The organism is Corynebacterium sp. HMSC068G04 (genome assembly GCF_001814885.1).
Classification (GTDB): Bacteria; Actinomycetota; Actinomycetes; order Mycobacteriales; family Mycobacteriaceae; genus Corynebacterium; species Corynebacterium hiratae.
In genome coordinates this window covers 59,366-85,153 of the sequence record NZ_KV818353.1, presented here as the reverse complement: position 1 = coordinate 85,153, position 25,788 = coordinate 59,366, and the positions used below count along the sequence as shown (strand labels likewise).

At 62.9% G+C, this 25,788-nt stretch carries 18 protein-coding genes and 1 tRNA gene; 11 read left to right on the top strand and 8 right to left on the bottom strand.

The features are described 5' to 3' along the window. Window positions 1-918 (top strand): glycosyltransferase family 4 protein (locus tag HMPREF2993_RS12745; RefSeq protein WP_246822448.1); only part of this gene is annotated, 918 nt, incomplete at its 5' end. Here HMPREF2993_RS12745 and HMPREF2993_RS12740 read toward each other — a convergent pair. Next, window positions 842-2,326: an MmpA family trehalose lipid delivery protein gene (locus HMPREF2993_RS12740; protein WP_070702709.1), complete on the bottom strand. Its 1,485-nt coding sequence runs from the start codon at window positions 2,324-2,326 to the stop codon at window positions 842-844. The genes HMPREF2993_RS12745 and HMPREF2993_RS12740 overlap by 77 nt on opposite strands. A 6-nt stretch (window positions 2,327-2,332) precedes the next feature. Next, a complete protein-coding gene (locus tag HMPREF2993_RS12735; protein WP_049156963.1) occupies window positions 2,333-3,307 on the bottom strand; it encodes a PorA family protein in 975 nt (324 codons plus the stop codon). A 53-nt stretch (window positions 3,308-3,360) separates the two neighbouring features. On the opposite strand from HMPREF2993_RS12735, the gene HMPREF2993_RS12730 reads away from it, so the two are divergent. Beyond that, window positions 3,361-4,575: an acyltransferase family protein gene (locus tag HMPREF2993_RS12730; RefSeq protein WP_070702707.1), complete on the top strand. Its 1,215-nt coding sequence runs from the start codon at window positions 3,361-3,363 to the stop codon at window positions 4,573-4,575. 159 nt (window positions 4,576-4,734) lie between these two features. Here HMPREF2993_RS12730 and HMPREF2993_RS12725 read toward each other — a convergent pair whose 3' ends face one another. From HMPREF2993_RS12725 to HMPREF2993_RS12715, 3 genes are read right to left on the bottom strand one after another with little or no spacing between them, the layout of a single operon-like run. After that, window positions 4,735-7,974, bottom strand: a complete 3,240-nt coding sequence (locus HMPREF2993_RS12725; RefSeq protein WP_070702705.1) for an alpha-(1->3)-arabinofuranosyltransferase domain-containing protein — start codon at window positions 7,972-7,974, stop codon at window positions 4,735-4,737. Between the two features lie 2 nt (window positions 7,975-7,976). Beyond that, window positions 7,977-8,174, bottom strand: coding sequence for a DUF2613 domain-containing protein (locus HMPREF2993_RS12720; protein WP_010188604.1), 198 nt, complete (start codon window positions 8,172-8,174; stop codon window positions 7,977-7,979). 31 nt (window positions 8,175-8,205) lie between these two features. Continuing rightward, complete coding sequence (locus tag HMPREF2993_RS12715; RefSeq protein WP_070510956.1) at window positions 8,206-8,709, bottom strand: universal stress protein; 504 nt, start codon at window positions 8,707-8,709, stop codon at window positions 8,206-8,208. A 58-nt stretch (window positions 8,710-8,767) separates the two neighbouring features. On the opposite strand from HMPREF2993_RS12715, the gene HMPREF2993_RS12710 reads away from it, so the two are divergent. The 7 genes from HMPREF2993_RS12710 (at window position 8,768) to HMPREF2993_RS12685 (ending at window position 21,010) form a co-directional block, all read left to right on the top strand. Beyond that, window positions 8,768-9,829: a glycoside hydrolase family 3 N-terminal domain-containing protein gene (locus tag HMPREF2993_RS12710; protein WP_070510958.1), complete on the top strand. Its 1,062-nt coding sequence runs from the start codon at window positions 8,768-8,770 to the stop codon at window positions 9,827-9,829. A 34-nt stretch (window positions 9,830-9,863) separates the two neighbouring features. Further along, window positions 9,864-11,555: a VanW family protein gene (locus HMPREF2993_RS12705; protein ID WP_210401571.1), complete on the top strand. Its 1,692-nt coding sequence runs from the start codon at window positions 9,864-9,866 to the stop codon at window positions 11,553-11,555. Window positions 11,556-11,558: 3 nt separating this feature from the next. Continuing rightward, a complete protein-coding gene (locus HMPREF2993_RS12700; RefSeq protein WP_070702702.1) occupies window positions 11,559-13,343 on the top strand; it encodes an ABC transporter ATP-binding protein in 1,785 nt (594 codons plus the stop codon). Window positions 13,344-13,979: 636 nt separating this feature from the next. Then, window positions 13,980-15,482, top strand: a complete 1,503-nt coding sequence (locus HMPREF2993_RS12695; RefSeq protein WP_070702700.1) for a SpaH/EbpB family LPXTG-anchored major pilin — start codon at window positions 13,980-13,982, stop codon at window positions 15,480-15,482. Between the two features lie 218 nt (window positions 15,483-15,700). Further along, on the top strand, window positions 15,701-16,585 hold the full coding sequence (locus tag HMPREF2993_RS12690; protein ID WP_070702698.1) for a class C sortase: 885 nt from the start codon (window positions 15,701-15,703) through the stop codon (window positions 16,583-16,585). Between the two features lie 4 nt (window positions 16,586-16,589). Then, on the top strand, window positions 16,590-17,492 hold the full coding sequence (locus tag HMPREF2993_RS13290; RefSeq protein WP_083318738.1) for an isopeptide-forming domain-containing protein: 903 nt from the start codon (window positions 16,590-16,592) through the stop codon (window positions 17,490-17,492). Further along, window positions 17,492-21,010 (top strand): prealbumin-like fold domain-containing protein, encoded by a 3,519-nt coding sequence (locus HMPREF2993_RS12685; protein WP_070702696.1) that lies wholly within the window; start codon window positions 17,492-17,494, stop codon window positions 21,008-21,010. The genes HMPREF2993_RS13290 and HMPREF2993_RS12685 overlap by 1 nt, the downstream gene beginning before the upstream one ends. 85 nt (window positions 21,011-21,095) lie before the next feature. Here HMPREF2993_RS12685 and HMPREF2993_RS12680 read toward each other — a convergent pair whose 3' ends face one another. After that, the gene (locus HMPREF2993_RS12680) at window positions 21,096-22,025 is read right to left on the bottom strand and encodes a class C sortase (RefSeq protein WP_049154776.1); all 930 of its coding nucleotides are present in this window, start codon (window positions 22,023-22,025) and stop codon (window positions 21,096-21,098) included. 356 nt (window positions 22,026-22,381) lie between these two features. Beyond that, a tRNA-Gly gene (locus HMPREF2993_RS12670) sits at window positions 22,382-22,455 on the bottom strand. Window positions 22,456-22,542: 87 nt separating this feature from the next. Here HMPREF2993_RS12670 and dcd point away from each other — a divergent pair. Then, complete coding sequence (gene dcd / locus HMPREF2993_RS12665; protein WP_070702694.1) at window positions 22,543-23,115, top strand: dCTP deaminase; 573 nt, start codon at window positions 22,543-22,545, stop codon at window positions 23,113-23,115. 54 nt (window positions 23,116-23,169) lie between these two features. Beyond that, a complete protein-coding gene (locus tag HMPREF2993_RS12660; RefSeq protein ID WP_070702692.1) occupies window positions 23,170-24,516 on the top strand; it encodes a UDP-glucose dehydrogenase family protein in 1,347 nt (448 codons plus the stop codon). On the opposite strand, the gene HMPREF2993_RS12655 is transcribed toward HMPREF2993_RS12660, so the two are convergent. Continuing rightward, window positions 24,446-25,672, bottom strand: coding sequence for a YibE/F family protein (locus HMPREF2993_RS12655; RefSeq protein WP_070702690.1), 1,227 nt, complete (start codon window positions 25,670-25,672; stop codon window positions 24,446-24,448). The two genes, HMPREF2993_RS12660 and HMPREF2993_RS12655, sit on opposite strands and share 71 nt — an antisense overlap. Between the last annotated feature and the right edge of the window lie 116 nt (window positions 25,673-25,788).

Here is a 25,788-nt window from a genome sequence, read left to right as displayed (position 1 = left end):
GTGCTCTATTCGCGCGCTGGGGCCAAGTTCAGCGTCTACCCGCGCGCGTTGGTGGCGATGTTGTTCGGGCGCCGCGGTTTCGATGTCGTGGTGGATACCCACAACGGCATCCCGTTCTTTGCGCGCCTGGCCACCCGGGCGCCCGTGGTGATCCTGACGCACCACTGCCACCGCGAGCAGTGGCCGGTGGCCGGGCCCGTCCTGGCGCGGCTGGGGTGGTTCCTGGAATCTCGCGTGGTGCCCGCGCTGTATCGCGAGAACACGTGGGTGACGGTCTCGGAGGCCTCGAAGCGTGACCTGGAGAAGCTGGGGATTCACGGCGCGCACATCATCGAGAACGGCGTGGACCCCCTGCCGTCACACGTGCCTACATTGGAGCGCGAGGCTGACATCCACCTGGTGACGCTGTCACGCCTGGTGCCGCACAAGCAGATTGAGCACGCGATGGACACCGTGGCGCGGATTCCGGGCGCGCTTCTCGACGTCATCGGTTCCGGCTGGTGGGAATCTCACCTGCGCGAGTATGCGCGCGCCCACGGGGTGGAGGACCGCGTGCGCTTCCGCGGCCAGGTCACCGAGGACTATAAACATGCACTGCTCGCCCGGGCCGACGTTCACCTCATGCCGTCTCGCAAGGAAGGCTGGGGGTTGGCAGTCATGGAGGCGGCCCAACATGGAGTTCCCACGGTGGGTTATGCATTTGGCCTGCAAGACAGCGTCATCGACGGCAAGACGGGCGTGCTGGTCCACCACGAGTCCGAGTTCGCTCCGGCGGTGCGCATGCTTGTCGACGACCCCCTCCTCCGCACCCGCCTCGGCCAGGCTGCCCGCGAATTGGCGGCTACTTTTTCGTGGGAGAAGACCGGCGCGCGCTTCGAAGAATTACTAGAAGCGGAAGTGCGCACCAAGCGGCGCTAAGCCCCCACGGGGCGGGTGCCGGTTGCGCGTTCGTGGTGGCGGCGATGCGGCCGTCCTCGACGACCGCGCCCACGCCGAGTTCTTCCAACCGGTCGAGGTTGCGGTTGTCCCAGGCCTCTGCGGCCGCTAGGTAGCGCGGCGATGGCTCATCCACTGTCACACCGTCGACGGTGAGCTCGCCGGAGTCGAGCTTGTTCGCGGCCTTGGAGTAGGGGTCGAGGGCGATGCCGCCGTCGAGCGTGATCATGGCGGGGCGGTCGGCGAAGAAGGTGAGGCGCCCGTCGAGGTCTTCGACGAGCTGGCGGTCGATGCCCGTTTCGCGTGGGCGTAACACGGCGAGCTCCTTAGGAGCATCGGGGGCCTGCAGCAGGCAGGCACACAGCGCGAGTGCGGCCGGAAGCTGGCGCAGGGACGCGATGCCCGCCACGGCCAGCGGCAGGGCGAGCAAGGTGAGTTTGGAGGAATCGCGCAGCAAACCCGCGCCGGGGATGTGCTCGATGGCGAAGGCGATGAGACCGGGGGCGAGTGCGCCGAGGATGGCCAAGCCCATGCCGAGAACCGCCAGGGCCGCGAGCGGACGCAGCTCGCGCCGGGGCAGGCGGGTGGCGCCAAGAATGGCGAGGGCGGCGACGGCCAGGCCTGCCAGGGCGAAGCCCTGCTCGCGGGAAGCCGGTACTGCTGCGGCATTCCAGATGCCGCCGAAGCCGAGCAGCGAGCCGACCGCACCCACGTAGGCCTCCGCGCGCGGGGCGAAGGCCGCGGCCTGGGCGGCGGGGTCGCCGGGAGCGGCAGGGGCGGTGAGAACACCGCCCACGAGGCTTGGAACTAGCCACGGCAACCACAACAAAACTGAGCCGCCCGCGAAGAGCCACCTTCTTCGCCCCTCGCGCTCACAGGCAACCGCGATGAGGCCCCCGAAGAGCCCGCCGGTGGGCGTCAAGGACGCGGCCCACAGCGCTAGCCACGCCACGCGCGGGCGCGCGTTGAGGCAACCCCACGCGATCACGGGCGCCAACCAGGCCGCGACCGCCAGCGACCACTGGCCCTGCAGGAGGCGCTCGATGACGAAAGGATTGGCCACCGCGCACGCCATCGCCGCGGCTGCTGCCCACGGGCTGGACTCGCGCGCCCACCGGCCCGCCACCCACGCCGAGGCACTCGCAGCAGCAAGGATAAAAACCCGGGCCAGCCACGCCCCGCCGAACAGGGCCAGCACCCCGTCTTGCGGAGCATTGCGTGCGGGCAGGTCGCCGGCGCCGAAGGCAGAGGCGCTCAGAGCTGGGTTATCAATCAGCACCATGTCGCGCCACAGGAACTCGCCGGGCAGCACAAAAGGCCAGCACACCGCGAGCACGAGCACCACGCCCCACGCGCCGAGGGCGGCGCGCGTCGCAAGGGAGGTAGTCACGGGCGCCTACGCGCTCTGGGCGGCATGACGGCGCATGAACATCGCGGCCGCCACCGCCAACAATGCCACGCCGATGGCCTTGCCCAGCCAGCCGACGAGGCTCAAGACCTTGACCGTATCGATGACCCTGCGAACCGAGTCGAGGCGTTCGGTGCGGGTGGAATCGGACCAGGAGAGGGGGACGTCGAGAAGCGCGCGTTCTTGTGTGTCATCGGCGTCGACCATGGCCTGGGCCTGGCTCGCATCCGTGGCCCAGAAGATGCGCGGGTGTTCCTCCTCGTTGACGATGGTGCCGGTCGTGGGTTCGACCCACACGGTGCGGCTCACCGCGTAGAAGGGCTCGAGGATGACGTGCGATTTCGGCTTGAGGTTGTAGCGTTCCAGGGATTCGGGCGAGTAGAAATCACCCGCCGGGCCGGAGCGACGAGCATCGAGGTCGAAGACCTCCGCGAGCGAAACCGGCGCGACATCCTGGCGGAAGACGTAGGTGGGGATGCCGTCGAGCTTCTCGTCGCGCAGAAAGTCGATGGGCTCCGCGTCCTGGGTGAGTGGGTCGAAGAAAGGGTAGGAGCGCTGTTCCGCCCCGGCGGGGAAGAAGTAGCTGATGCCGTCGCGCTCGACCTGGTCTTCCACCTGCAGGTCAAGGGCGGGAAGCTCGATATTCTGCGTCGTGTTCGGGCCCGCCACCGGGTAGGTGGACTCGCGGTTGAGCAGGGATTCCTCGGTGATGTGCACGACGGTGTCGCTGTCCAAGGTGAGCGTGGTGGTGGATTGTGCGCGGGCCACGGAATCCTTCTCCGCAGAGGCAGTCGTGGTGTGGCGGGTGAACTCGACCCCGTCCTGTTCCGCGCGGACTGTGATGTCGAGGTCCCTGGGCAGCGGGCGGGCCTGGTTGTTATACAGCGGCGGAAGGATGGACCCGAGTATGAGGAACACCGCGGCGGCAATCGTCACCTGCGCTAGGCGGGAGCGAAGGAACACGTCAGCTCCGATCGGTCGAGGGATTCACTGCAGAAATAGTATCGTAGTGGGCCATGCGCTTTCTCCCTGAGCTCGAAGGCGTGCGTGCGCTGGCAGCGTTGGCGGTCGTGATCACGCACGTGTCTTTCCAGACGGCAACCGGCTGGGCCTGGGCTGAGAGGCTGGATTATGGGGTGGCGGTCTTCTTCGTGCTCAGTGGTTTCTTGCTGTGGCGCCGGCGGCACGCGCACACGGCGGGGCAGTATCTTCTTTCCCGCGTGGCGCGCTTGGCACCGCTGTATGTGGTGTGCGTGGTGGCGGTACTCGCCTTGCTTCCCGACGCCTCCCCCTTAACCCTCCCGCAAGTCATCACCAACCTGACTGGTACGCAGCTCTATATTGCCGATGGCCTGGTTCCCGGGCTTACGCAATTGTGGTCGCTGTGCGTGGAGTTCGCCTTCTATGCGGTGTTGCCGCTGTTGGCGTGGGGATTGGATAGGTTTTCTGTGCGTTGGCGGGTTGTGCTCATTGCGGTTGCTAGCGTGCTGAGTCTGTTGTGGGGCTTCCTACCCTTTGTCGCCGGTTATGAATCCGGCGATATCAACACGCAGATTTGGCCGCCGGCGTACTTTTCGTGGTTCGCGGTGGGAATGTTGGCCGCGGAGGCGGAGGCCGCGCGGGTGAGCCTGCGCGCCGGGCGCATCGTGCGTCCGGTCTGCTGGGTGGTGGCCGCGGGCTGCGTGTGGCTGGCGAGCCGCGAGTGGTTTGGCCCGCAGGGGTTGGTGCATCCTGAGCCTGGCGAGTTTGCGCGCCGCATCGCGGTGGGTGCTGTGTGCGGGGCCTGCATCGTGGTGCCGGTAGCGCTGACGCCTCGCGAAAGCTGGCTGGCCTCCGAGTGGATGCGGGCGCTGGGCCGCTGGTCTTATGGTGTTTTTATGTGGCATGTGGCGGTGCTGGCCATCGCCTTCCCGCTCTTGGGAGTGTCTGCCTTCTCCGGCTCTGCCGGGGATCTCGCGGTGGTGCTGGTCTTCACGGTGGTGGTTAGCTGTGTGCTTTCTGCTGCGACCTACGTGCTTGTCGAGGTACCCGGCCGCGATCTCATCCGCTCCCTCGCCTTTACTCGCGGCCGCATCGCCGTCCCGCGTTCGTTACCGCGCCAGGCAGATAGCCCTGCCGGCTCCGCTTCTGCGAGCTCTGCCAGTTCCGGATCCCATTCCGCTACCGTGGGCTCCGGATCCCTCGCCAGCGCCGCTGGCTCGACTGATTCCGCCGGTTCGGTGGGGTCGTAGACGCCACTTCACACATGGCATTTTCCAGAAGGCATTAGTCAAACGGTTTCCTTGCCCCCAAACAAACCTTTTACATCGCCGCAGATGGTTTCCTTGACCCCAAAGACACCTTCTGACTAATGCCTTTTGAGGGGAACCATCTGGGGCGGGGCCGCGTATCTAGGACGTGCGGCGGGGCGGGAGGCAGGCACACGTGATAGCCGCGACGCACAGCAGTTGCACGAGCAGCGAATCGCCGGCGTAGCCCTCCGCAGGCCAGGGGGCGCGGGCGAGCATCGCGCCCGCGGCCAAGGTGAGCGCGCCCGCCAGGTAGTCGGGGCGCAACGTGGTCCAGCGAGTGATGGCCCACGCCGCGGCAGCGGCGGCAACACCGGGCAGGCCCGCGACGAGCGCCATCGTTGCCGCGATGAGCAGGGCCAGAAGGACACGCGCCGAGGTGGACGAGTGGGCAACACAAGCGGGGGAGAGCGTTCGGGAAGCAGCGGAGGTGGCGGGGGAAGCGGAGTGAGGGCGGGGGCCGCGGGCCATGACGAGCAGGCACAGCGCGGTGGTCAGCGCGGCGAGCGTGCCGCCGAGGCCTAGGCCGACGCGATAGGCGCGGTCGGCAGCAAAAGACATGTGGAAGGTGCCACTGGCACCGGCGGGGATGAGGAAGGCCTGCGTGTCGGCATCGATGGAGCGCGGTTCGAGGGCCTGCGGTTCCGAGCTGGAGGTCGGCGTCGAGGCCGGCGCTGAATCTTGTGCCGAACCTGGCGTCGAGACCGCGGCTGTGCTGGGGGAGCGGAGCTCGCCGCGCAGGCCCTCGTTGAAGGCGCGGCCGGTGATAAGGAGGCGGTCGTGGTCGGCGGGCTCGATGGGCTCGCCGGAAGCGAGCGGGGTATAGCCGGTGTCGGATGGGTCGGCAGCGGCGGCGGCCGGGTCCGCGGAGGAACCGGTTTCGTCCTCGGAAGCTGCACGCGAGGAGGCGGGGAGGGGATCGGGCAGGGAGGACGCGGTATCGGTCAGGGCCGCCCAGTCGCCGGTGGTGCGCAGGAGGTGCTGCCCGGCGGACAGATTGAGGGTGGAGTTGGGGGCGTGGGGGGAGCCGTCGATAAGCACTGTCTTCTCACCGGAGACCCGCACTGTCATGTCGCGCGGGGTAGTAAAGGAGCGGATGAGGATGTGCTCGTTGTCTTGCTGGAAGAGGAACTGCTCGGCATCGGGCGAGGTATCGGGCACGGTGATGAGGCGCCGCGGGGTGGGCTGGTCCACGATGGACGCCTCCGCAATCCCGGTGCGGCGCTGCGGCTCGATGCGGATGGTGGAGGCCTTCGCGCCGGGCACGCGAATATCGCGGGCGCGGTAGGCCTCCATGGTGACCGTCACCTTGGAATCGCCGTTGTGGATGGTCACCTCAGTCGTGCCGGTGGTCATTAGACGCAGCGTGGGCGAGGTCCACGTGGAGTCGGAGTGCAGCTCCAACCAGCCGGAATCGCCGGGCGCTGGCCACCACGCGGTGGAGTTCTCGCCGTCAACGGCCGCGGTGAGAGCGCGCGCCGGGTTCGCCCCGCCGAAGGAAGAGGCATCCGCGGAAGACGAGGACGCGGTGACGCGACCATCGTGCTCCACCACTTGGGTCAGAGGGCCGGCGGAGGGGTAATCGCGCAGGCGATTGCGCACGGTGGAGGGGTCATCAGGGGCTAGCGGCGCGGAGACCGGGCCGGTAAGCGTGCCGTAGTTGCGGTCGCGCAAGGTGGGTGTGTCGGTCACGATGTCGGCGTTGGCGGAGACGAGTTCATGGGGACCGGAGAGGAGCGCGAGCGATTCCCCACCGCCCGCCACGCGCGGCGGATCCGCAGGAGCCAGGTTCATGGAGAGGCCGCGGTCGAAGACAACGACGTCGACCTCCCCGAAGGTGTGGACCTCGCCCGGAATATGGGTTGCAGAACCAGAAATCAGGTCGTGGCGCACCGCGACGGCCCCGATACCGAGGCGCTGCAACACATAAGGCGCGGACGCGGGATCACGGGAAATCTGTGCCATCGCACCGTCCAGGCCACGGATAGCCTCGGGCGGGATGAGGGGAACGGCGTCGCGGACGGCCCAGGGGACGTCGAGAAGCGGCTGCGCCGGCTCGTCACGCGTCCAGCCCCAGTCCTGCCGCGCAAAGGAGGCCGGGGGGTAGATGAGCACGCGCGTATCCAGCGAGTTCATGAAAGAGGCGGCTTCGTGCCAATAGGCGGGAACCTCCTCGTAGGCGCCCTTCGGCAGCAGCCGGCCTGCCCAGGCGGGGGCGGTCGCGCCCACCACCACGAGGCACACCACAAGGCCCGCTGCTTCACGACGCCCCGGGGACAACGTCCGCGGCAACCTCACCCGGGCGGCAATCGCGGCCACGCCGAGCAGCAGCGGGAGGCGCACCAGCGGGTCGAACTTGTGCACGTTGCGCAGCGCGGCCAGCGGGCCGTCGAGCGCGTCGAGGTACCAGGCGGCATGCGTGCCCAGTACGGCCACGCCCACGAGCAACATCGCAGACCAGAGGCGCGGCAGGCGGGACAGGCCCACCAGGCCTAAGGTGGCAACGCTCACGGTGACGAGCACGAAGACCGGCTCGGTGGCCAGCTCATTGCCGGCGACGCGCTCGGTATCCACAAAGGGCGCCCAGCTGGTGGTGCCGCGCAGAATTTCCGCCAGGTTGAGCCAGCGTGTGGTCACGCCAGCGGACTCGATGAATTCCGTAAAGGGCGGGGCATAGCGGCCCAGGATAAGCAGCGGGGTAATCCACCACGCGGATACCGCCGCGCACCCAGCGAGCCAGGCCAGGCCGGCCTTGCCCGCGCGCCGCCACAGCAGAATCACACCCGCCGGCAGGCAGGCCGCTAGCGTGGCCGTGGCGTTGACCGCGCCCATGCAGGCCACCGCCACCACCGAGGGCGCGGCGTCCCGCCAGCCCAACCGGCCCTGTCGCAGGAAGGGAAGCAGCACCCAGGGGGCGAGCATGACCGGCCAGGTCTCCGAGGAAATCGCGCCCAGCGTAGTCAGCGTGCGCGGGGAGAGCGCATAGAGGAGGCTGCCCATCAGTGCGGCATAGCCCGGCGCGGCGGGAAGCACCGTGCGGGCCAAGCGGAAGAAGCCCAGAAAGCCCACCGCTAAGACCAGGAACCACCAGGCGCGCTGCGCTATCCAATCCGGCAGCGGGTCCGCCAGCAAGAAGAACAAGCCCTGCGGGAAGAGGTAGCCATAGGCCTGGTTCTGCAACTGGCCCAGCGTGAAAGTATCGGTATAAGCATGCAGCGCGCCGGCCAAAAACCCAGCCGGGTTGGCCACCAGATCGTGCTTGGTATCGGCGGCGGTCAGCCCCCACGGCTGCACCAGAACCACGAGGGCTAAAAAGAAAAGCCCCCCGATGCGTGCGCGCACGCTTACTCGCGGGAGCCGTACTCCGGCCCGCCCATCACGGCGTCGGAGGCCTTGACGGAGTTATCGTTCGGTACGGCATCTGCCTGCGAGAATTGGGCAATGCCCAGGATGGTTACGACTCCCAGCGCCACGCCGACGACCGCGCTGCCCAGGGCCGGGCCCAGGGTGCGCTTGTTGAGGGAATCGCTGTCGAATGCCATGGCGCCAGATTCTAGCAGCTAAAAGCTGCCTTTAGGAGTCGCTTTCTTCCGCGTCGTCCTCATCGTCGTTCTCCGGCGGCACGATGAAGACCGGCAGACCGGCGTTGCGCACGATGTACTCCGCCGTGGAATTCGTCCACAGCGAGCGGAAGCCGGTGAGGGCGCGAGTACCGGTGACGATGACGTCGATGTTGAGTTCTTGGGCGGCGTCGACAATCGCGCTCTGAATCGTCGTTACGGATTCCACCAGGTGGGCATGGCCCCGCAGCCCCAAGGTCTCCGCCTTGGCGATGCCCTGGCGGCAGATGGCGAGGGCCTCCTCGTAGGCCGGATCGTCCTCCACGCTGTCCGGCGAGACCGTGGATTGGTGCAGCCCGGTGCGGCTGACGGCGCGGGCAGCCTGGCGCGCGGACGGCTCCCAGGCGGTGAGGATTTCGACGTCGGTGGGGCGCAGGAGCCGCGCGGCGTACTCGAGGGCGCGGTCGGCGCGGTCGGAGCCGTCATAGGCAATGAGCATGGTCTCTCCGTTATTCATGTGGCCATCCTAACAACCAGGTGTTGCCCGTGCGGGTGCTTCAGGCACACTGGTGGGCATGAGAAAAGCAATGCCTGCCCTCCTGTTGAGTGCTAGCTGTGCGCTGAGCGCGTGTAGCGAGGAGCCTGCGCTTTCCGACGCCCCGCCCAGCGAAACCAGTGCCCCGCCCACTAGCGCCGCGTCGGGGGACTCGACACCGCAGGATGCTGCGCCCGAGGACGTCCGCGCCCGCGCCGCCGCCAAACTCATGCCGCCGGCGCTGAACTATGACGATGCCCGCGCGAAGCTGGAAGCCGGCGTGGGCGGGCTCTTTATCCCCAGCTGGGCCGACCCGGAGCTGCTGAGCGATGGCCCGCGGGGAGTGAACGCTTTGCGCGAGGAAATGGGCCGCGACTTCGAGGTCTCCATCGACTTCGAGGGCGGGCGCGTGCAGCGCTTTTCCGAAATCTTGGGCGACTACCCCTCCCCGCAGGCCATGGCGGAGGGCCATAGCCCAGAAGAGGTCGAGGCCCTAGCCACGGAAATCGGGCACAGCCTGCGCGCCCACGGCGTGACGGTGGACTTCGCCCCGGTGCTCGACGTGGATGGGGGAGACCTGGAGGTCGTCGGCGACCGCGCCTTCTCCACCGACCCGGAGGCCGCCGGCGAGTATGGCGCGGCCTTTGCCCGCGGGCTGCAGGCTGCCGGCGTGAAGGCCGTGTTCAAGCACTTCCCCGGCCACGGGCGCGCCTCCGGGGACACGCACCTGGGTGAGGCCGTTACCCCGCCCCTGGAAGAATTGCATGGCCACGAATTCGTGCCTTTCCACACGGCAATCCCGCAAGCTCCGGACGCGGCTCTCATGATGGGGCACCTCGTGGTTCCAGGCCTCGGCGATGAACCCGCTTCCCTCAACCCGCGGGCCTACCAGCTAGCCCGCGAGGAGCTGGGCTTCGAGGGCACGATTTACACCGATGACCTGGGAGGAATGGCTTCTATCTCGGAGAACTTCAGCGTGCCGGAGGCCGTGGCCGCAGCCCTCGAAGCCGGGGCCGATATGCCGCTGTGGTCCACGGACGATGACATCAACGCGGTCATCGACGCGGCCGCCGAAGTCGTGGTCCAGCAGGAGCGCGACTAGTAAAAACTAGCTGGCAGACGTTAATCTCGTACACGTGAAAAAGGCAATCGGACACAGGCAGCAGCGACGCAAGGGACTCCAGGTGACCCTTGGTGTCCTCGTCGGCCTCCTACTCATCGCCGGCATCGCCTATGCGTGGGATGTGATGGCCAACCAGCACAAGGTTCCGCGCGCGACGTCGGTTGGCGGCGTGGACATCTCCCGCATGGAGCGCACTGCTGCGGTGGAGAAGCTGGAGCAGGAACTCGGGGACGTTGCGGCTCAGCCCGTGGATATCCGTGCCGGGGAGAAAAGCTCGCAGCTTATCCCCCAAGATTCCGGCCTGAGCCTGAACTATCAGAAGGCCGTCGATGGCATTCCTGACGCCTCCCTGAACCCCTTCTCGCGCTTGTACAGCTTCATCAAGCCCACCCAGGAAATCCCTGTCGCCGTGGACGTCGATGAAACACAGCTCTCCGGAGAGCTCGAGCGCGTTGGCAACGATCTGAAGATCGAACCGGAGGATGGAAACCTGGAGCTTATCGACGGCTCCCTCAAAGAGACCGCACCCAAGCTCGGCCAGGCGGTGGAAAAGGGAGAGTTGCACGAGGGCGTCGTTAAGCACTGGCTCGACCCCGAGGGCGTAGACGTCGAGCCGATGGTGGTGGAGCCGCAGATTAATGATGAGGCGATTGAGGCCATGCGCACCGGGGATGCTGCCCGCGCGCTGGATAACCCGCTCACCCTGAAGGGCGAGAACAACACCGCCGGTACGCTGCGCAAGCCGGAGATTTCCCAGTTCGTGTCCATTGCCGCCGAGGATGGCGAGCTGCGCCTCAAGGTGGATAAAGACCGCGCGCGCGAGCTCTTCCAAGAGCGCATGCAGGGCTCCGAGGTGCCCGGCACCAACGCCAAGATTTCCTTCAGCGGCAATGACAAGCAGATCACGCCCTCGGTGGATGGATCCATCATCGACTGGGAGAAGACCCTCGAGGGCTTCGAGGACCGTGTGAGCAGCGAGGACGACCGCGAATGGGATGCCGATTACAAGCCGGACCCCGCAGACTTCACCACGGAAATGGCGGAGAAGGCCACCTTCGATGACACCGTGTCCGAGTTCTCCACTGGCGGCTTCTCCGGCGCCTCCGGCACCAACATCCGGCTGGTAGCCCAGCAAGTCAACGGTGCCGTGGTTAACCCGGGTGAGACTTTCTCCCTCAACGGCTACACCGGCCCGCGCGGTACCGCGCAGGGTTACGTGGAGTCCGGCATCATCATCGACGGCCATGCCGGTAAGGCCGTGGGCGGCGGCATTTCTCAGTTCGCCACCACCCTCTACAACGCCGCGTACTTCGCGGGCATGGAGGACGTGGCGCACACCCCGCACTCCTATTACATCTCGCGCTACCCGGCAGGCCGCGAGGCCACCGTCTATGAAGGTGCTATTGACCTGCAGTTCAAGAACACCTCGAACCACCCAGTGCGCATCGAGACTGACTTCGGCAACGACATCACCGTGCGCTTCAAGGGCGTGAAGACTGTCGACGTCGAATCCATCAACAACGGCCGCTGGGCCAAGACCGAGCCGCAGCGCAAGTCGGTGAGTGAGGACTGCTCGCCGTCGTCTGGCACGCCGGGCTTCACGACGTCCGATACCCGCGTGATCAAGGACCTCTCCGGCAAGGAGATCTCCCGGGAGACCACCACCACGGTCTACGACCCGCAGCCCATCGTTACCTGCGGTTAAGCCATGACCCGGCCGATGCACACCGCGGTGAAGGACCCGGCGGACGTCGATCAGCTGGCCCAGCACCCGGTGAAGTTTGCTCGCGTCGCCGGCCTTTTTGCCGCGCACCGCGGCACGCTGCTTGTGGTGGTGGCGCTCATCATCGCCACCTCCGGGCTGACGGTGGTGCAGCCTTTCTTGGTGCGCCGCACCGTGGACGAGGCCATTCCCAACCACGACACCGCACTGCTGTTGTGGCTGGTGGGCGGCATGCTGGCCATCACCGTGGTCTCTCAGGCCATCGGCGTTATCCAGTCCTTTTTATCCGCGCGGGTGGGGCACACCATCATGCACGAGCTGCGCACGCAGGTCTTTGCCAACCTGCAGCGCCAATCGCTGCAGTTCTTTACCAATAACCGGGGCGGCGAGATCCAATCCCGCCTGACCAATGACATCGCGGCGATGCGCGGCATGGTGACCACCACCGCGACCTCCGTGGCTAGCAACCTCACCATGACGGTGGCCACGTTGGTAGCGATGGTGGCGCTTTCGCCCACCCTCTCGCTGTTGTCCTTGCTGGTGCTGCCACCCGCCGTGTGGCTCACCCGCCGCGCCGCCGTGCTGCGCCGCAGCCTCATGGAGAAAAACAGCCGCGCGCAGGCGACGCTGCAGCAGACCATTTCGGAGAACCTGTCCGTGTCCGGCATGCGCCTGGCGGCCACGCTGGGTGCGCAGGAGCGCGTCTATGACGGCTTTGAGAAAACCTCCCGCTCCCTCATCCGTTTGGAGCTGGAATCGCAGTTGGCCGGGCGCTGGCGCATGGCGCTGACGCAAATCATCTTCGGCGTGATGCCGGCCCTGATTTACCTGGCGGCCGGCTTGCGCCCGGGCATTACGATTGGCACGCTCATCGCCTTTTCCACCCTGCAGACCCAGATCTTCCGTCCCATTACCGGCCTGCTCAACGTGGGCGCGCAGTGGGTGGCGTCGATGGCGCTGTTTAGCCGCATCTTCGAGTACCTGGACCTGGAGCCCGAACTCACCGAGGCCACCCAGCCCGCCCAGCTTGCCGACGCCTCCCTCACCCTCCAGCACGTCTCCTACCGCTACCCCGGCACCGACACCGACGCGCTTTCCGACGTCTCCCTTTCCATCCCCGCCCACACCACCACCGCGCTAGTGGGGCATACCGGGTCCGGCAAGTCCACGGTGGCCGCACTTTTTGCGCGCCTTGCCGATCCGACCGAAGGCACCGTGCACCTGGGCGGGGTCGACCTGCGCGATATTCCACCTGAGCAGCGCGCGGAGGTCATTGGCGTGGTTTCCCAGGAGACCTACCTCATCCACGGCACAGTGCGGGAGAACCTCCTCTTCGCGCAGCCCGATGCCAGCGAGGAGCAAATGCGGGCGGCCCTGCACGCCGCCCGCGTGGACGAGGTCATCGCCGCGCTTCCCGACGGGTTGGATACTCTCGTGGGCTCGCGCGGCTACCGCTTCTCCGGTGGTGAGCAGCAGCGCCTCTCGCTGGCGCGTACGCTGCTGCGTCGCCCACGGGTGCTCATCCTGGATGAGGCTACCTCGGCCCTCGACAACGAAACGGAGCGCGCCATCCAGGACGCAGTGCTTGGCGCGGACGCTACCCGCCTGGTCATCGCGCACCGCCTGTCCACCATCCGCGATGCCGACCAGATCGTCGTCCTCGACGCCGGCCGCGTGGCCGAGCGCGGCACCCACGCTGAGCTGCTGGCCCGCGACGGCGCTTATGCGGCGCTCCTTCGTGCCGCGAAAACTACTGGTGATCGTTCTTAGAGAGCCCCGCCAAGAAACCTAGGGATGTTAGCTTTCTATCTGGAGTTTGTTAAAGACCGAGAAAATATATGGCTTCGGGATTGTCCTGAGGTACCTTCTTGCCGCGCCCCAGTGGTTGCCCATGAAGATTCACGTCTACCTGGCGATATTGACAGTGTTAATGGTTGTGCTGGTGGTTGCATGGCGCTCTTGGTAAGCGTTTCGCAGTGAGATAGTTGCCACCAATGTGCCTGGGCAAGGCTGCTAGAGCCCCCGTAAGGGGGCGGTGAGGTCGATATCACTCAAAGTGGAATGGCAGCTACCAATACCGCAGTTTAACTGCGAATATAATTATTATCTGCGCGGGGGGGGGGGCGATTACTTGAGAGGGCTAGCTGGTTTTATGGGAAGCGGGCATTTGTTCGATATCGCATTTCTTCTTCTAGGTATAGGGTCTAGCTATGTAATCCACAGGCTACCGTTACTTAGGCTAGGGGCCCGGGTAGGTGCCTTACCTTCTTGGGAACGTCGCTCTATGTGGGTGAAAGACTCTTAGCGATGGGCCGGGCCATGGTGTGTAAACCGTGTGGAGTGGATTGCGTACAGCTGATGAGGCGCGGTGTCTCATTACACAACTCATGTAAAGGACCTGTTTCCGTGAATAAGATCTCTCGTACCGCTCGTTCGGTCACTTTCGCAGCAGTCGTAGGCCTCTCCCTGGGAATCTCCGCTCCGGGCGCCCTGGCTAAGGACGATGCCGCCGCCGATGCTACGGCGACTACCACTTCTGAGGCTTCCGTGGGCACCTCCGTTAACCCGGCCAACATCGACTTTAAAATGAAGGGCTCCATCACCCTCTACAAGAAGAAGGGTGCCGAGTCTGGTAATGCAGCTACCGGCCAGGAGATGGAAGGCGTACAGGGTGAGCCGCTCGCTGGTGTGACCTACAAGATCACCAAGCTGAACTACGACCTGCAGAATGGCGACTGGTCTAAGTTCCCGAAGACCGCTGCCGACGTCAAGGATGAAAACAAGACCACCACGACGGCCGAAGGGACCACCGGTGCCGACGGCAAGGTGGCTTTCAAGGACTTGGACCTGGGCATCTACTTGGTAGAGGAAACTAACGCTCCGGCCGGCATCGTTGCTGGTGCTCCGTTCATCGTTTCCGTTCCGATGGTCAATGAGGCTACTGACGAGTGGAACTACAACGTCGTTGCTTACCCGAAGAACACGGAGACCAAGACCGAGAAGACCGTCGAGGATGCGGATAAGCACATCCAGGATGGTTACACCTACACCATTAAGGCTGACGCTCCGACCTGGGGTGAGGGCAAGAGCCTGACTGCTTTCCGTTTTGAGGATCAGCTGGATCAGCGCCTGGACTTCCAGGCGGTTACCGAGGTCAAGGCGGGTGACACCGTTCTGCAGGCGGGTGACTACGCGGTCAACACTCCGGCCGACGAGGGCAACAAGCTCGTCGTTAAGCTGACCGATTCGGGCCTGGCCAAGGTCCAGTCGGGCGCCAAGATGTCTCTGACCTTCGGCGTCAAGCGCAAGGAGGTCGGCGACACCACCGAACTGAAGAACCAGGCTGATGTCATCTTCAACAACCCGAACACCGGCAACGAGGTCAAGAACAAGACCAACGAGGTTGTCACTTACCACGGCAAATTGAAGGTTGTGAAGAAGGACGGCAAGGAAGAAGGCAAGGTCCTGCAGGGCGCTGAGTTTGAGTTGTACCAGTGCACCGACAAGACCTCCTTGGGTTCCAAGGTGACTGTCAAGGGCGCTGACAAGTGGACCACTGGAGACGATGGCTCCATTACCATCGACGGTCTGCACGTTACGGACTTTGCTGACAATGCACAGGTTACTGACGTGAAGAAGTTCTGTCTGAAGGAGACCAAGGCCCCAGCCGGTTATGCACTGCCTGAGGATAACGTCACTGAGATTGAGTTCACTCGCGACAACATCTCGGTAGAGGGCAATCTCGAGGGTGACGATAAGGTCACGTTGGTGTCTGAGATTGAGAACATCAAGCAGGACACCCCGAACCTGCCGATGACCGGTGGTGCCGGTGTCGGCATCCTGGCCGCTATTGGTGCAGCAATTGTTGCCGCTGGTGCATGGTTCGCTCGTCGTACCGCGCGTAATTAATGGCCGGGCGTAGTTCCGGTAGCGCAGACTACCCAGTAATGGTCTGCGTTGCGGGTCGGGTAGCCAAGGTAGGCCGCCCGACCCAATGAAGGGACTGGACTAGGCGTAGATTCCGGTCCCTATCTTTATCTTTCGTTGTAATCCCGGTCGCGCTGCGCTAGCGCGTGGGGCATTGTTTTGGGTGGTGCGGGTCGTTGACTTCGGTGGTAGGCCAGGAAATGGGCCGGCGGCACAGGCGCCGTGGAGGCTTAGCTCTTCCGGCGGTAATCGTTGTCGTCGGGTTGTTGGTGATGCTGTACCCAGTGGTCTCGACCGCCTGGAACAACTGGAATGCCTCACGGGTGGCGCAAGAGTATGCGCGACTGGACAAAGAGACACCGGCGCAGGTGCAGGACTCCGTATGGGATGCTGCGCATGCGTACAACGAGGAGCAGACTTCGGGTCCGATCTTGGATCCGTGGCTGAACCGTATCGGTGTGGATAATCCCGATTATGAGGCTTACCTGGAACAGTTGGGTGAGACCGAAGCGATGGCTCGCCTTGTCTTCCCAGCCGTAGACGTTGATCTGCCGGTGTTTCATGGCACCGCAGATAAGACACTGCAACGTGGTCTGGGGCATTTGTATGGCTCTGATTTGCCGGTCGGCGGACCAGGAACTCATTCCGTCATCACGGGGCATACGGGCCTGGCGAATTCAACGATGTTTGATCACCTTGATTCGGCTTCCAAGGGAGATGTTTTCTACATTCAGGTTGCTGGCCACAAATTGAAATACGTCGTAGACGACATTCAAGTTGTGCTGCCGAGCGAGGTAGATGGTCTGCGACCAGTCGCTGATCAGGATTACGTCACACTGATTACGTGCACCCCGTACGGGATTAATACGCACCGCTTGTTGGTGCGTGGCCATCAGGTTCCTTTGGAGCCGGGAGAGGAGTCGGTGTTCGACGCCTCCCACGGACCGGGCTGGCAGTGGTGGATGTACACGCTGTTGGCTGCGGTGATTGTCATTGGGTGTTGGCTGGTGTGGTGGCTGCGTCGCCAGAAGGCGGTTGCTGGAGCACAAGAAGTTATTTATGAGGAAGGTAGCGTGCGGGAGTAAGGCGATGAAGAGGTTGACAAATGCATGGTCGGCCCGAGTGGCTGCCGTTGGAGTAGCGTGTGCGATTGCGTTCGCAGGGCCGGGCGTGGTTGCTGCAGAAGCGGTGCAGGTTGCCGGGCAGCAGTCCACTGGTGCGGAACGCACTTCGGCTACGGATACGGTGACAGTGCGGCTTACACAAGGTAATCCGAATGACGATGGTCATGCGCCTGCGGGAAAGATTCAGGGAGTTACGATTCGTCTGGCCCGGCTTGCCGGCTTGGACCCGACCAACGCTGACGACGCAGCCCGCGTACGGAACGCGAATCTCGACGAGGTTCGTGATTGGCGCACTGATATGCACGCGGAGAAAGTCACCGATGCCAATGGAGAGGTGACGTTTGGTGGTCTTGCCAATGGTTTCTATGTGGTGACGTCGACGGCCCCGGATGACTCCTACCGGGAGATTAGTCCGTTTGTGGTGGTGGTTCCGTTCCACACAGTGGTGGACAATCCGAACCCAGTGCCAGGAGTGATTGTGGCCAAGACCCACAAGCCGGGTGAAACGCCGACGCCGCCGACGACCCCCACGGCCCCGACAACCCCGAATACTCCATCGACAACCTCGAGTACTCCGCGGACAACGCCAAAGTTTCCGCCGGTGTTCCCTCCGTTGATTCCCCCGGTACCACCGACAAAGCCAGGAGAGACTCCGCACGAGCCTGGGACAACGCCACCTAACAACCCGGAATCTGGTACAAACACAACTTCAGATTCCCCGAACCGTTCGCAAGGGAATGGAGGCTCATTGGCAATGACCGGTGCAGAAGTACTCGGTGTGGTGGCCGGAGCGTTGGCATTGATTGCTACCGGTTTCGTGATGATTGCTTTTAGCCGCAGGAAGAATTCAGAAAGCGAGGGACGCTAATGTCCTGGACAGATACTCACCCGGCCGAGCCGGTAGTGTACCGCTGGCGCGTCTTAGCGGCGTTCATCGCGGCGCTGGCTCTCATTGTTGGTGTTGCTGCACCGGCTGCTCTGCCCGGAATCGTTGGTGCCGTAGCCGAAGCGCAAACCACAACCCTGCGCACCAAGCTCGATTCCGCAGACCAACTGAGCCTGACTGCTGGCGACTCCGCAACATTTGAAGGCCACTTTGTTGACGCCGGAACCGTGGAGGAGTTGGAGTTCACTGTTGAGACTACAGGACTGGAGTTCGAAGGCACGGCCTACACACTGACTATCGACGGCGAGGCGATCCCCGTCCGCGAAGGAGACAACCTCGTTGTAAAATCGACCAGCTCTTCAGCGACTTTCCGAATCACTGGCCTTTCTACTGACGTGCCAGCGGGAGCAGCTTTCTCATTGAAGATCCCAGCGGTCGTAGAGGATTCCGAACTTAGTGGGATGTCCGTCGATGTGCGGGGAGTAGCCGAGGAGACGCCCAGCACGTCTTCAACGGAATCCAGCGAAACCCCAGAAGCTCCTTCGGAAGTGACTGAGCCGCTGGAAATTGCTGACGTTGACGAGGCTCCAGCTCGCCTGATGGCAGCACCGAACATTACCCCGTACGCTGCAGGCGACCGAACCATCACGATGCAAAACGATGGTTACGTGCTCAAGGGAAGCCGCTATATCCCGAACTTTAAGATTCCGGCCGGTGAGCTTTTTGGCGGCCAGCTGTCCATTCCGCAAGGCACGGTGGTTACCCTCAAATCCAGCGTTAACAGTTATTTATCGACTAACCCTGATGACCTGACGATCTATTACACCGGTGCCAACGGAGGTTGGTATGAGGCGAAGGTGACCTACAAAAGGATTAGCGCCAAGGAATACCAAGTCATCCTGCCGCAGATTACTATTGGTGGCACCGCACAGATTCAGTTTAAGGGTGTTCACCGCGGGCCAGACAATACAGTGTTTACAGCTTCCTTCACTGTTCCTGCGAAAGAAGAGTGCCAAGATCCGGTTACAAGCAGGCAGCCAAAGCGCGAGCTCACCCCAGCTGAATTTGCCGACGGCAGCCCCATCTACGTGGTGACCAGTGAGCCCCTCGGGCTGAACCGAGATACCTCTGTCCTGCGCCGCCAGATCGATCAGGGGCGTGACTATCAGCAAGTCGGCGAGAAAACACCATGGGTCTATAACTCTCTGGCCTTCAACTCGAGCGATAACTGGCTCTATGCGGTGAGCCAGATTCGCGGCCTAAATGGTGATCCTTGCTACCCGGCAGGAAATCTCCTGCAGATTAATCCGGCGACCGGTGTGGTACATAACCTTGGGCCTATCCTTGCGGCCGGAAGTACCGGTACCCCGTTCGAAACGAGCAGCGACCGGGATGTGCTTAACGCGGGCGTGTATACCAGCGAGGGTTTCTTCGTGGCTAACACGTCTACCTCTGGTACTCGGCGCCTTTATAGAATCGATGTCGGTAACGTCAACGATGTCGGTAAGGCCACTGCTAAACGTGTGTTCGGAAACCAGCAGTCTTTTTCGGAGGACTGGGCGGTGCTCCCGCAAGCCCAGAAGTATATGTGGGGTTTCCAGAGTAAGTCTAAGGCAGGCGACAAGCTTATCCTTGAACGCATTGACACACAGACCGGCGAAATCACGACTTGGGATCTCACCGGTATCAAGACGTTGGATGGGCGTACGATCTCTAACCCTTCTGCTTCCTGGGGTAAGGCGTGGACCTATTCCAATGGAAACCTGGGTTTTGGCTCGGGTAGTGCGAATGCGAATCAGCTGGGCTTTGAGTTGAAAATCACTAACCCGGATCTCGATAGTCCGACGTTCGAGTTGGTCAACATAATGAACAACCTGCCTGCTTCATTTAACACGGACGCGGCCTCCGACCTAGTTCCGCCGCCGCCAGCGCTGCAATCAAACATTGCGGTGAAGAAGCAACGCTCTGAAACCAAAGTAGTAGACGGAGAGGTGCGTACTTTCTGGACCATCTCCGTGGAAAATACAACAAACAACCCAAGCTCAGGTGGTACGTTTTGGGAGTACCTGCCGACGGATACGCACTATGGAGTGAACGCTTCGGGCCCCACTGCTAAGTTCGAAGACTTCGGGTCTGGCTCCACACTCGTCAACGAGCGTAAGCCAGGACCCAACGAGATTGGCCCGGGGACCGGTATTTATGCCGGAATGACCCTGCCGTCAGCTACAGCTGGTGAGTCGCGGTACATGATGGGCTATGTTGGTACTCTTCCAGGCAAAGCGAAAGTAGAGTTCGTCGTCTCGGCGCCTGTGCGCAAGGATGAGAACGGCAACCTTAAGACGGTGTGTAGCCCGAACAGGGTGTCTTTCCAAGCCACGGACGGTGAGTCGAGCCCGGCTGAAAACGATAACGTTGCCACCGATGCCTGTGTCGATAAGGTTGCCGTCGACAGTGCGCCGCAGCCGGTTCAAGGAAGCACGAATGAATACACCGCGAAGTACAACGTTGTTGTAGCTGCACCGGACTCCCCCGGCTTCGATACCAATGAGGTGATCTACGGGAAGCTGACGGACACCCCGAAGTTCGTCGGTGCCGCCACGGTTACCGGGGCCACTGTGGTCTTCAAGGACGAGTTCAACAAGACCAGCGAGCCGCAGTCCTATCAGGGTGCCGGTCCGTATGAACTCAACAAGAACGACACTCCAAAGATCATTAAGCCCAAGGGCGTCAATGGAAGCTCCGGGCAGCACGTCTACGAGGTGACGGTGCGCTTCAAGCTGGATCGAACCAAATTGAATAGCACATCCGTCCCTGCCGGGTACCCGAGTCAGCCTGCCGGTAACTCCCGCTGCTACACCAAGGATGGCCTACATGAACCCAACTTTGGCCTCATGAACGAGGCAGAGATGGGCGGTTGGAAAGACACCTCTTGTATCCCGCTGGAGACCAAGCAGATGGATGTCCTGCTTGAAAAGGTTAGCTATGATCCAGCCGCGCCGGACAAGATTCAAACCGACGAGTTGCTCGACGGCGCGCAGTTCACCGTCCACCGTGGTGACGCTGACGGCAACTTGAAGCTCAACACGGATGGCAGCGTCAACACTGATGCTAACCCCGTGGTGAAGCAGTCCACGACCACCACCACAGGCCGCGTCAAGCTCGAAGGCTTGGACGCCCCTGGCGTGTACTACCTCATCGAGACCAAGGCGCCGAAAGGCTACAACCTGCTGCCCGCGCCGATCAAGTTCTCGACGAAGTGGGATCAGAATGGCAATGCAGTCATCGAGGTGCTCTCAGGAGGGACCGCGATCACCAGTAATAGGTGCGCTGAGTCCGACACCGCTGCTAATTGCGTGAAGAAGGTCGGCATCCTTCAGGTCGCCGACATCACCAAGGGTGCACTGCCCAAGACCGGTGGTGAGGGCGTAGGCCTGTGGGCTCTCGCTGGGGCCGCGATTATCGCGGCAGGGTGCCTTGCTTTGCGACGTCGCCCGGCATAGAACCAGCGCCTGCAGCTACTTTTAGAAAAGGCCCGCTCTTCCAACAAGCAGGGAAGGGCGGGCCTTATTGCATATTCATTGTTGGTTAGGAGTCCTGCGGGTCGTCGTCAAGCGCGGTGTCCTTGGCGTTGCTGACATATTTGCGCCACCAGTAGATGAGCAAAAGCGCGATAATGGCCGCGGCAGCCAGAATGGCCCACATCCACCACTGCCAGTGCACACCCGAGCTGTTGAATGCAGCCTCGTCTTCCGGATCCATCGGCACGCGGTGGCCGGTGACGAGCAAGCGATGGGTGTTAACCCCGTAGGGGGTACAAGTAATGAGCGTAACGATGTCTTGGCCCGGTACGCGGTGGAGCGAGCTGGTGTCTGCTGGCTCGACGACCCGAATATCGTGCACCTCGTACTTGAGCTTCTCGCCGCCGGCGGCGATGTAGAAAGCATCACCCTTCTTGACCTTGGTGAGATTGTCCCACAGCGTGGCGTTCTGTAGACCTGTGTGGGCAGAGAGTGCTGCGTGCCGGCCCTCGCCGTCGCCTATTCCGCCGACGGGTAGGTCCGTGCCGTAGAGGTGGCCCGCACCGCGGGAGAGTGCCTTCTCCGACGTGCCGTGATAAATAGGCAGATCAGAATCGATGGAAGGGATGACGATGCGGCCCATGGCATCGGTCTCAGACAATACCGACAGGTACTGGCGGTATCGCTGGTACTCGGGGGAGTCTTCGTCATCGGTGGTGGTCCAAGCGTCGTCGATGCTGATCTGGCCCAACCCGGCGTTGTAGGCTTGTGCTTCCTCCCACGCGGTGTGCAGAACCTCAGGCGGGGCTTGTTTTTCGAGCTTCGCGTACTCTTCCGCGGCGCGGGACTGGTTGTAGTTGTTCCATTGCGTGGCTACGACGGGGTAGAGCAGGACGCCAAGGCCGACGAGAATCAGGATCAACGCGATGATGGCGTTGTGGTTGGTGCCTTTTTTCTTGGGTGCGTCGGTGATTCCCGCTGGTTCGTTCTTGCCCATTGTGTCCTGCCTGTGTGGAGTCTGTTGCCGCGCACCCTTGAGTTGACGTGGGGCGCTTGAAGAGATTTTTAGAAGCTCAGACTAGGGAAGGTGCAGTCCTGAGAGAAACCATATCTGTTCCTAGTCGCCGATAACGAAACACAGAGCTTCATACTGATTCAGAATGGCCTCATCGATAGTTAGGATTTGATCTATCGCACGAAGTTCGCGGAGTTCATCGATTGTGCGGGGCGCAAGATCTTGAAGTATATGCTCACGCTCAGAGCGAAGCTCCGCTGTGGTTTTCGGCGTGAAGATAGGGGCTGTCATGGTCCATCCTGCAGGTATGAAATTAGTCCATGAGCTGGAAAGATAAGTGGAGCCGACGACGGGAATCGAACCCGCGCCAGCAGCTTGGGAAGCTGCAGTTCTACCATTAAACTACGTCGGCGCAATGCAGATTGTGCATCGTCGTAAAGCTTAGCACCGCCGCCGCCCGAGGCCATAAAAGGCCCAGTGGGGAGGTAGACTATGAGCCGTGCTTCTTTCTGATCGTGATATCCGTGCCGCCATCGCCGCTGATGCTCCCGAGCATTTGAGCATCGAGCCTTTCGACGCCGAGATGGTCCAGCCTTCCTCCATCGATGTGCGCTTGGACAAGTTCTTCCGCGTGTTCAATAACTCGCGCTACACGCATATCGACCCCAAGCAGGAGATGCCGGACCTCACCAGCGAGGTGGAGGTGGCTGAGGGTGATGCCTTTGTGCTGCACCCAGGTGAGTTTGTGCTGGGTGCCACGCTGGAGAAGTTCACTTTGCCGGCCAACCTCGCAGGCCGCTTGGAGGGCAAGTCTTCCCTGGGGCGCCTGGGTCTGCTGACGCACTCCACGGCGGGCTTCATCGATCCGGGCTTCTCCGGGCACATCACGCTCGAGCTGTCTAACACCGCGAACCTGCCCATTTCACTGTGGCCGGGGATGAAGGTGGGCCAGTTGGCAATCTTTAAGATGTCCTCGCCGGCGGAGGCGCCGTACGGCTCCGGCGCTCTGGGCTCGAAGTACCAAGGCCAGCGCGGGCCAACACCGTCGAAGTCCTATCTGAACTTCCGCTAAACATTCTGCACCTCGTCGGGCAAGCAGGCACAGGAGCGCCTAAAATAGCCGGTTATGCGTATGACTGTTATTGGTACCGGCTACCTAGGTGCGACACACGCCGCCTGTATGGCGGAGCTCGGCCACGAGGTACTCGGTGTAGATGTTGATGAAAACAAGATTGAAGCTCTGAAGGGCGGCCGCGTGCCGTTCTACGAGCCTGGCCTGCCGGAGGTACTCGAGCGCAACATCGAGGCCGGCCGCCTAGATTTTTCCACCAGCTATGATGACGCCGCGGAGTTCGCCAACGTGCACTTCCTCGGCGTCGGCACCCCGCAGGCCCACGGCTCCTATGCCGCGGATCTCACCTACGTGGAGTCCGTCATCACGGAGCTCGTACCGCGCCTTAAGGGCGAGCACATCATCTTCGGCAAATCCACCGTCCCGGTAGGCACCGCGGCGCGGCTGCAGGAGATGGCCGATGAACTGGCCCCAGAGGGCACCAGCGTGGAGATTGCCTGGAACCCGGAGTTCCTGCGCGAGGGATACGCGGTCAAGGACACCATCACCCCGGACCGCATCGTCCTCGGCGTCGGCGAGGCAGGGCTCGCCGACGGTGTAAGTAACGCCGAAGAGGTTGCCCGCGAGGTCTATGCCCAGCCACTGGCACAGAACACCCCGTTCATCGTGACCGACTTGCAGACCGCCGAGCTGGTCAAGGTCTCCGCTAACGCCTTTTTGGCCACCAAGATTTCCTTCATCAACGCCGTGTCTGAAATCTGCGAGATTGCAGGGGCGGACGTCGTCAAGCTTGCCGACGCCATCGGCTACGACGAGCGCATCGGCCGCAAGTTCCTCGGCGCGGGCCTCGGTTTCGGCGGCGGCTGCCTGCCCAAGGACATCCGTGCGTTCATGGCGCGAGCCGGTGAACTCGGCGCCGACCAAGCCCTGACCTTCCTGCGCGAGGTCGACGCCATCAACATGCGCCGCCGCGACCGCGTCGTGGACCTGGCCAAGCAGGCTTTCGACGGCTCCCTTTTGGGCCACCGCGTTACCGTGTTGGGCTGCGCTTTCAAGCCCAACTCCGATGACGTCCGCGATTCGCCAGCGCTCTCCGTGGCCGGTTCGCTCTCCCTGGCGGGAGCCGCCGTGACGGTCTATGACCCGCAAGGTATGGAGAACGCCAAGAAGGTGTTCCCGACGCTGAACTACGCGGCGTCGGCAAGCGCGGCACTCAAGGACACCGAGCTGGTCATCCTCGCCACCGAGTGGCAGGAATTCCGCGACCTCGACCCGGCTGGGGCCGGCGAGCTCGTGGCCCGCCGCCACATCATCGATGGGCGCAACGTGCTCAGCGTCGATGCTTGGCGCGAGGCCGGCTGGACCGTCGAGGCGCTTGGTCGCGTCCTTCCGGTACAGTAAACGCCGCAATCGCGGTGGTCAGCGGCACCGCCAGGGTCAGCGCCATCGCGCCCAGCAAGGAACGCAGAACCTCTGTGGCGACGAGGTCACTGGAGAGGATCTGCAGGGCTGGGCGCTGCGCCGCCGTGATGAGCATGAGCAGCGGCAGAGCCGCGCCGGTATAGGTCAGCACGATGGTGTACACCATGGAGGCGATATGGTCGCGGCCCACCTTCATGGCTGACATGAAAAGCGCGCCGGGCCCGGCTGTGGGGTCGGCGGCGTTGAGCTCGCGCACGGTGGAGGCCTGCGCCACCGCGATATCGTTGAGGCTGCCTAATGCGCCCACAATGAACCCACACAGCAGCACTCCCACGACGGAAACCCCCGGCATGTAGAGCAGCAGCTTGAGGTTATCCTCCGAGCTGGAACCCGTCAGTGCCGTGCTGCTTATCGACGCCCACCCCAACGCCCCCGACAACGCCAGCGCCACCAATGCTCCTCCCAGGGCGGAGGCGGATTTCCAGTTCACGCCGTGCACGAGAGGAACGGCGAGGAAAAGGATGGCCGCGCAGGTAACGAGCGCCAGCGGCAGCGCGGAATGGCCCTCGATGAGGGAGGGGATGAGGTAGAAGAACACGATGGCCAAACTGATGCCGAGGCCCAGCAGCGCGCGCAGCCCATGCCAGGCGGCGAAGGCGATGATGATGACGGCGGCGATAATCGCCCACAAGCCAAGGTTGCCGGCGCGCTGGAAATCGGCGAAGGCATAGGTGCCGTCGCTGGAAACTGTCAGAATTACCTCGTCACCGGGGTGGAGGGTCGGGTCACTGGCCACGCCATAGAATACGAGCTGCGTCTTGCGGCCTGCGTCAGCGCCGGAGCTTAGGTCAATGAGGGCGCGGGTGCAGGAGGTGTCGTCGCCCTCGGCGGGGATGAGCGGGGCCTCATCGAAGGCGCGGCCCGTGTGGGGATCGGAGCACAGGTGGTTATCCACGGTCTCCACGGTGCCTTCGACTTGTGGATGATTGAGGGCGTAGGTGGTGGAAAAGTCCGGGCTGGTGTGCTCAGTAAGCGCGCTGGTGGGGCGGAGGATGAATAGTCCCGCGAGGGTTGCGAGGGCCGTGATGGCAAGAAATCCTAGGAGCCCCGTGCGCCACGGGCTGAGATTAGTCATGCCTACTATTGTGAATGAGTTTCATAATAAAGAAAAGTATTGCTGACGCGATCAACAAGTTATCCACAGGCTGGCAGCGGTGCCATTGTGTAGTGTGGGTGGGGCGTTTAGCGTGG

Bases quoted from the DNA above. Each gene is read 5' to 3' on its own strand.
- HMPREF2993_RS12730 (WP_070702707.1), top strand. From the start codon at position 3,361: ATGCGCTTTCTCCCTGAGCTCGAAGGCGTGCGTGCGCTGGCAGCGTTG.
- HMPREF2993_RS12720 (WP_010188604.1), bottom strand. From the start codon at position 8,174: ATGGCATTCGACAGCGATTCCCTCAACAAGCGCACCCTGGGCCCGGCC.
- HMPREF2993_RS12715 (WP_070510956.1), bottom strand. From the start codon at position 8,709: ATGAATAACGGAGAGACCATGCTCATTGCCTATGACGGCTCCGACCGC.
- HMPREF2993_RS12710 (WP_070510958.1), top strand. From the start codon at position 8,768: ATGAGAAAAGCAATGCCTGCCCTCCTGTTGAGTGCTAGCTGTGCGCTG.
- HMPREF2993_RS12700 (WP_070702702.1), top strand. From the start codon at position 11,559: ATGACCCGGCCGATGCACACCGCGGTGAAGGACCCGGCGGACGTCGAT.
- HMPREF2993_RS12690 (WP_070702698.1), top strand. From the start codon at position 15,701: ATGGGCCGGCGGCACAGGCGCCGTGGAGGCTTAGCTCTTCCGGCGGTA.
- HMPREF2993_RS13290 (WP_083318738.1), top strand. From the start codon at position 16,590: ATGAAGAGGTTGACAAATGCATGGTCGGCCCGAGTGGCTGCCGTTGGA.
- HMPREF2993_RS12685 (WP_070702696.1), top strand. From the start codon at position 17,492: ATGTCCTGGACAGATACTCACCCGGCCGAGCCGGTAGTGTACCGCTGG.
- HMPREF2993_RS12680 (WP_049154776.1), bottom strand. From the start codon at position 22,025: ATGGGCAAGAACGAACCAGCGGGAATCACCGACGCACCCAAGAAAAAA.
- HMPREF2993_RS12660 (WP_070702692.1), top strand. From the start codon at position 23,170: ATGCGTATGACTGTTATTGGTACCGGCTACCTAGGTGCGACACACGCC.
- HMPREF2993_RS12655 (WP_070702690.1), bottom strand. From the start codon at position 25,672: ATGACTAATCTCAGCCCGTGGCGCACGGGGCTCCTAGGATTTCTTGCC.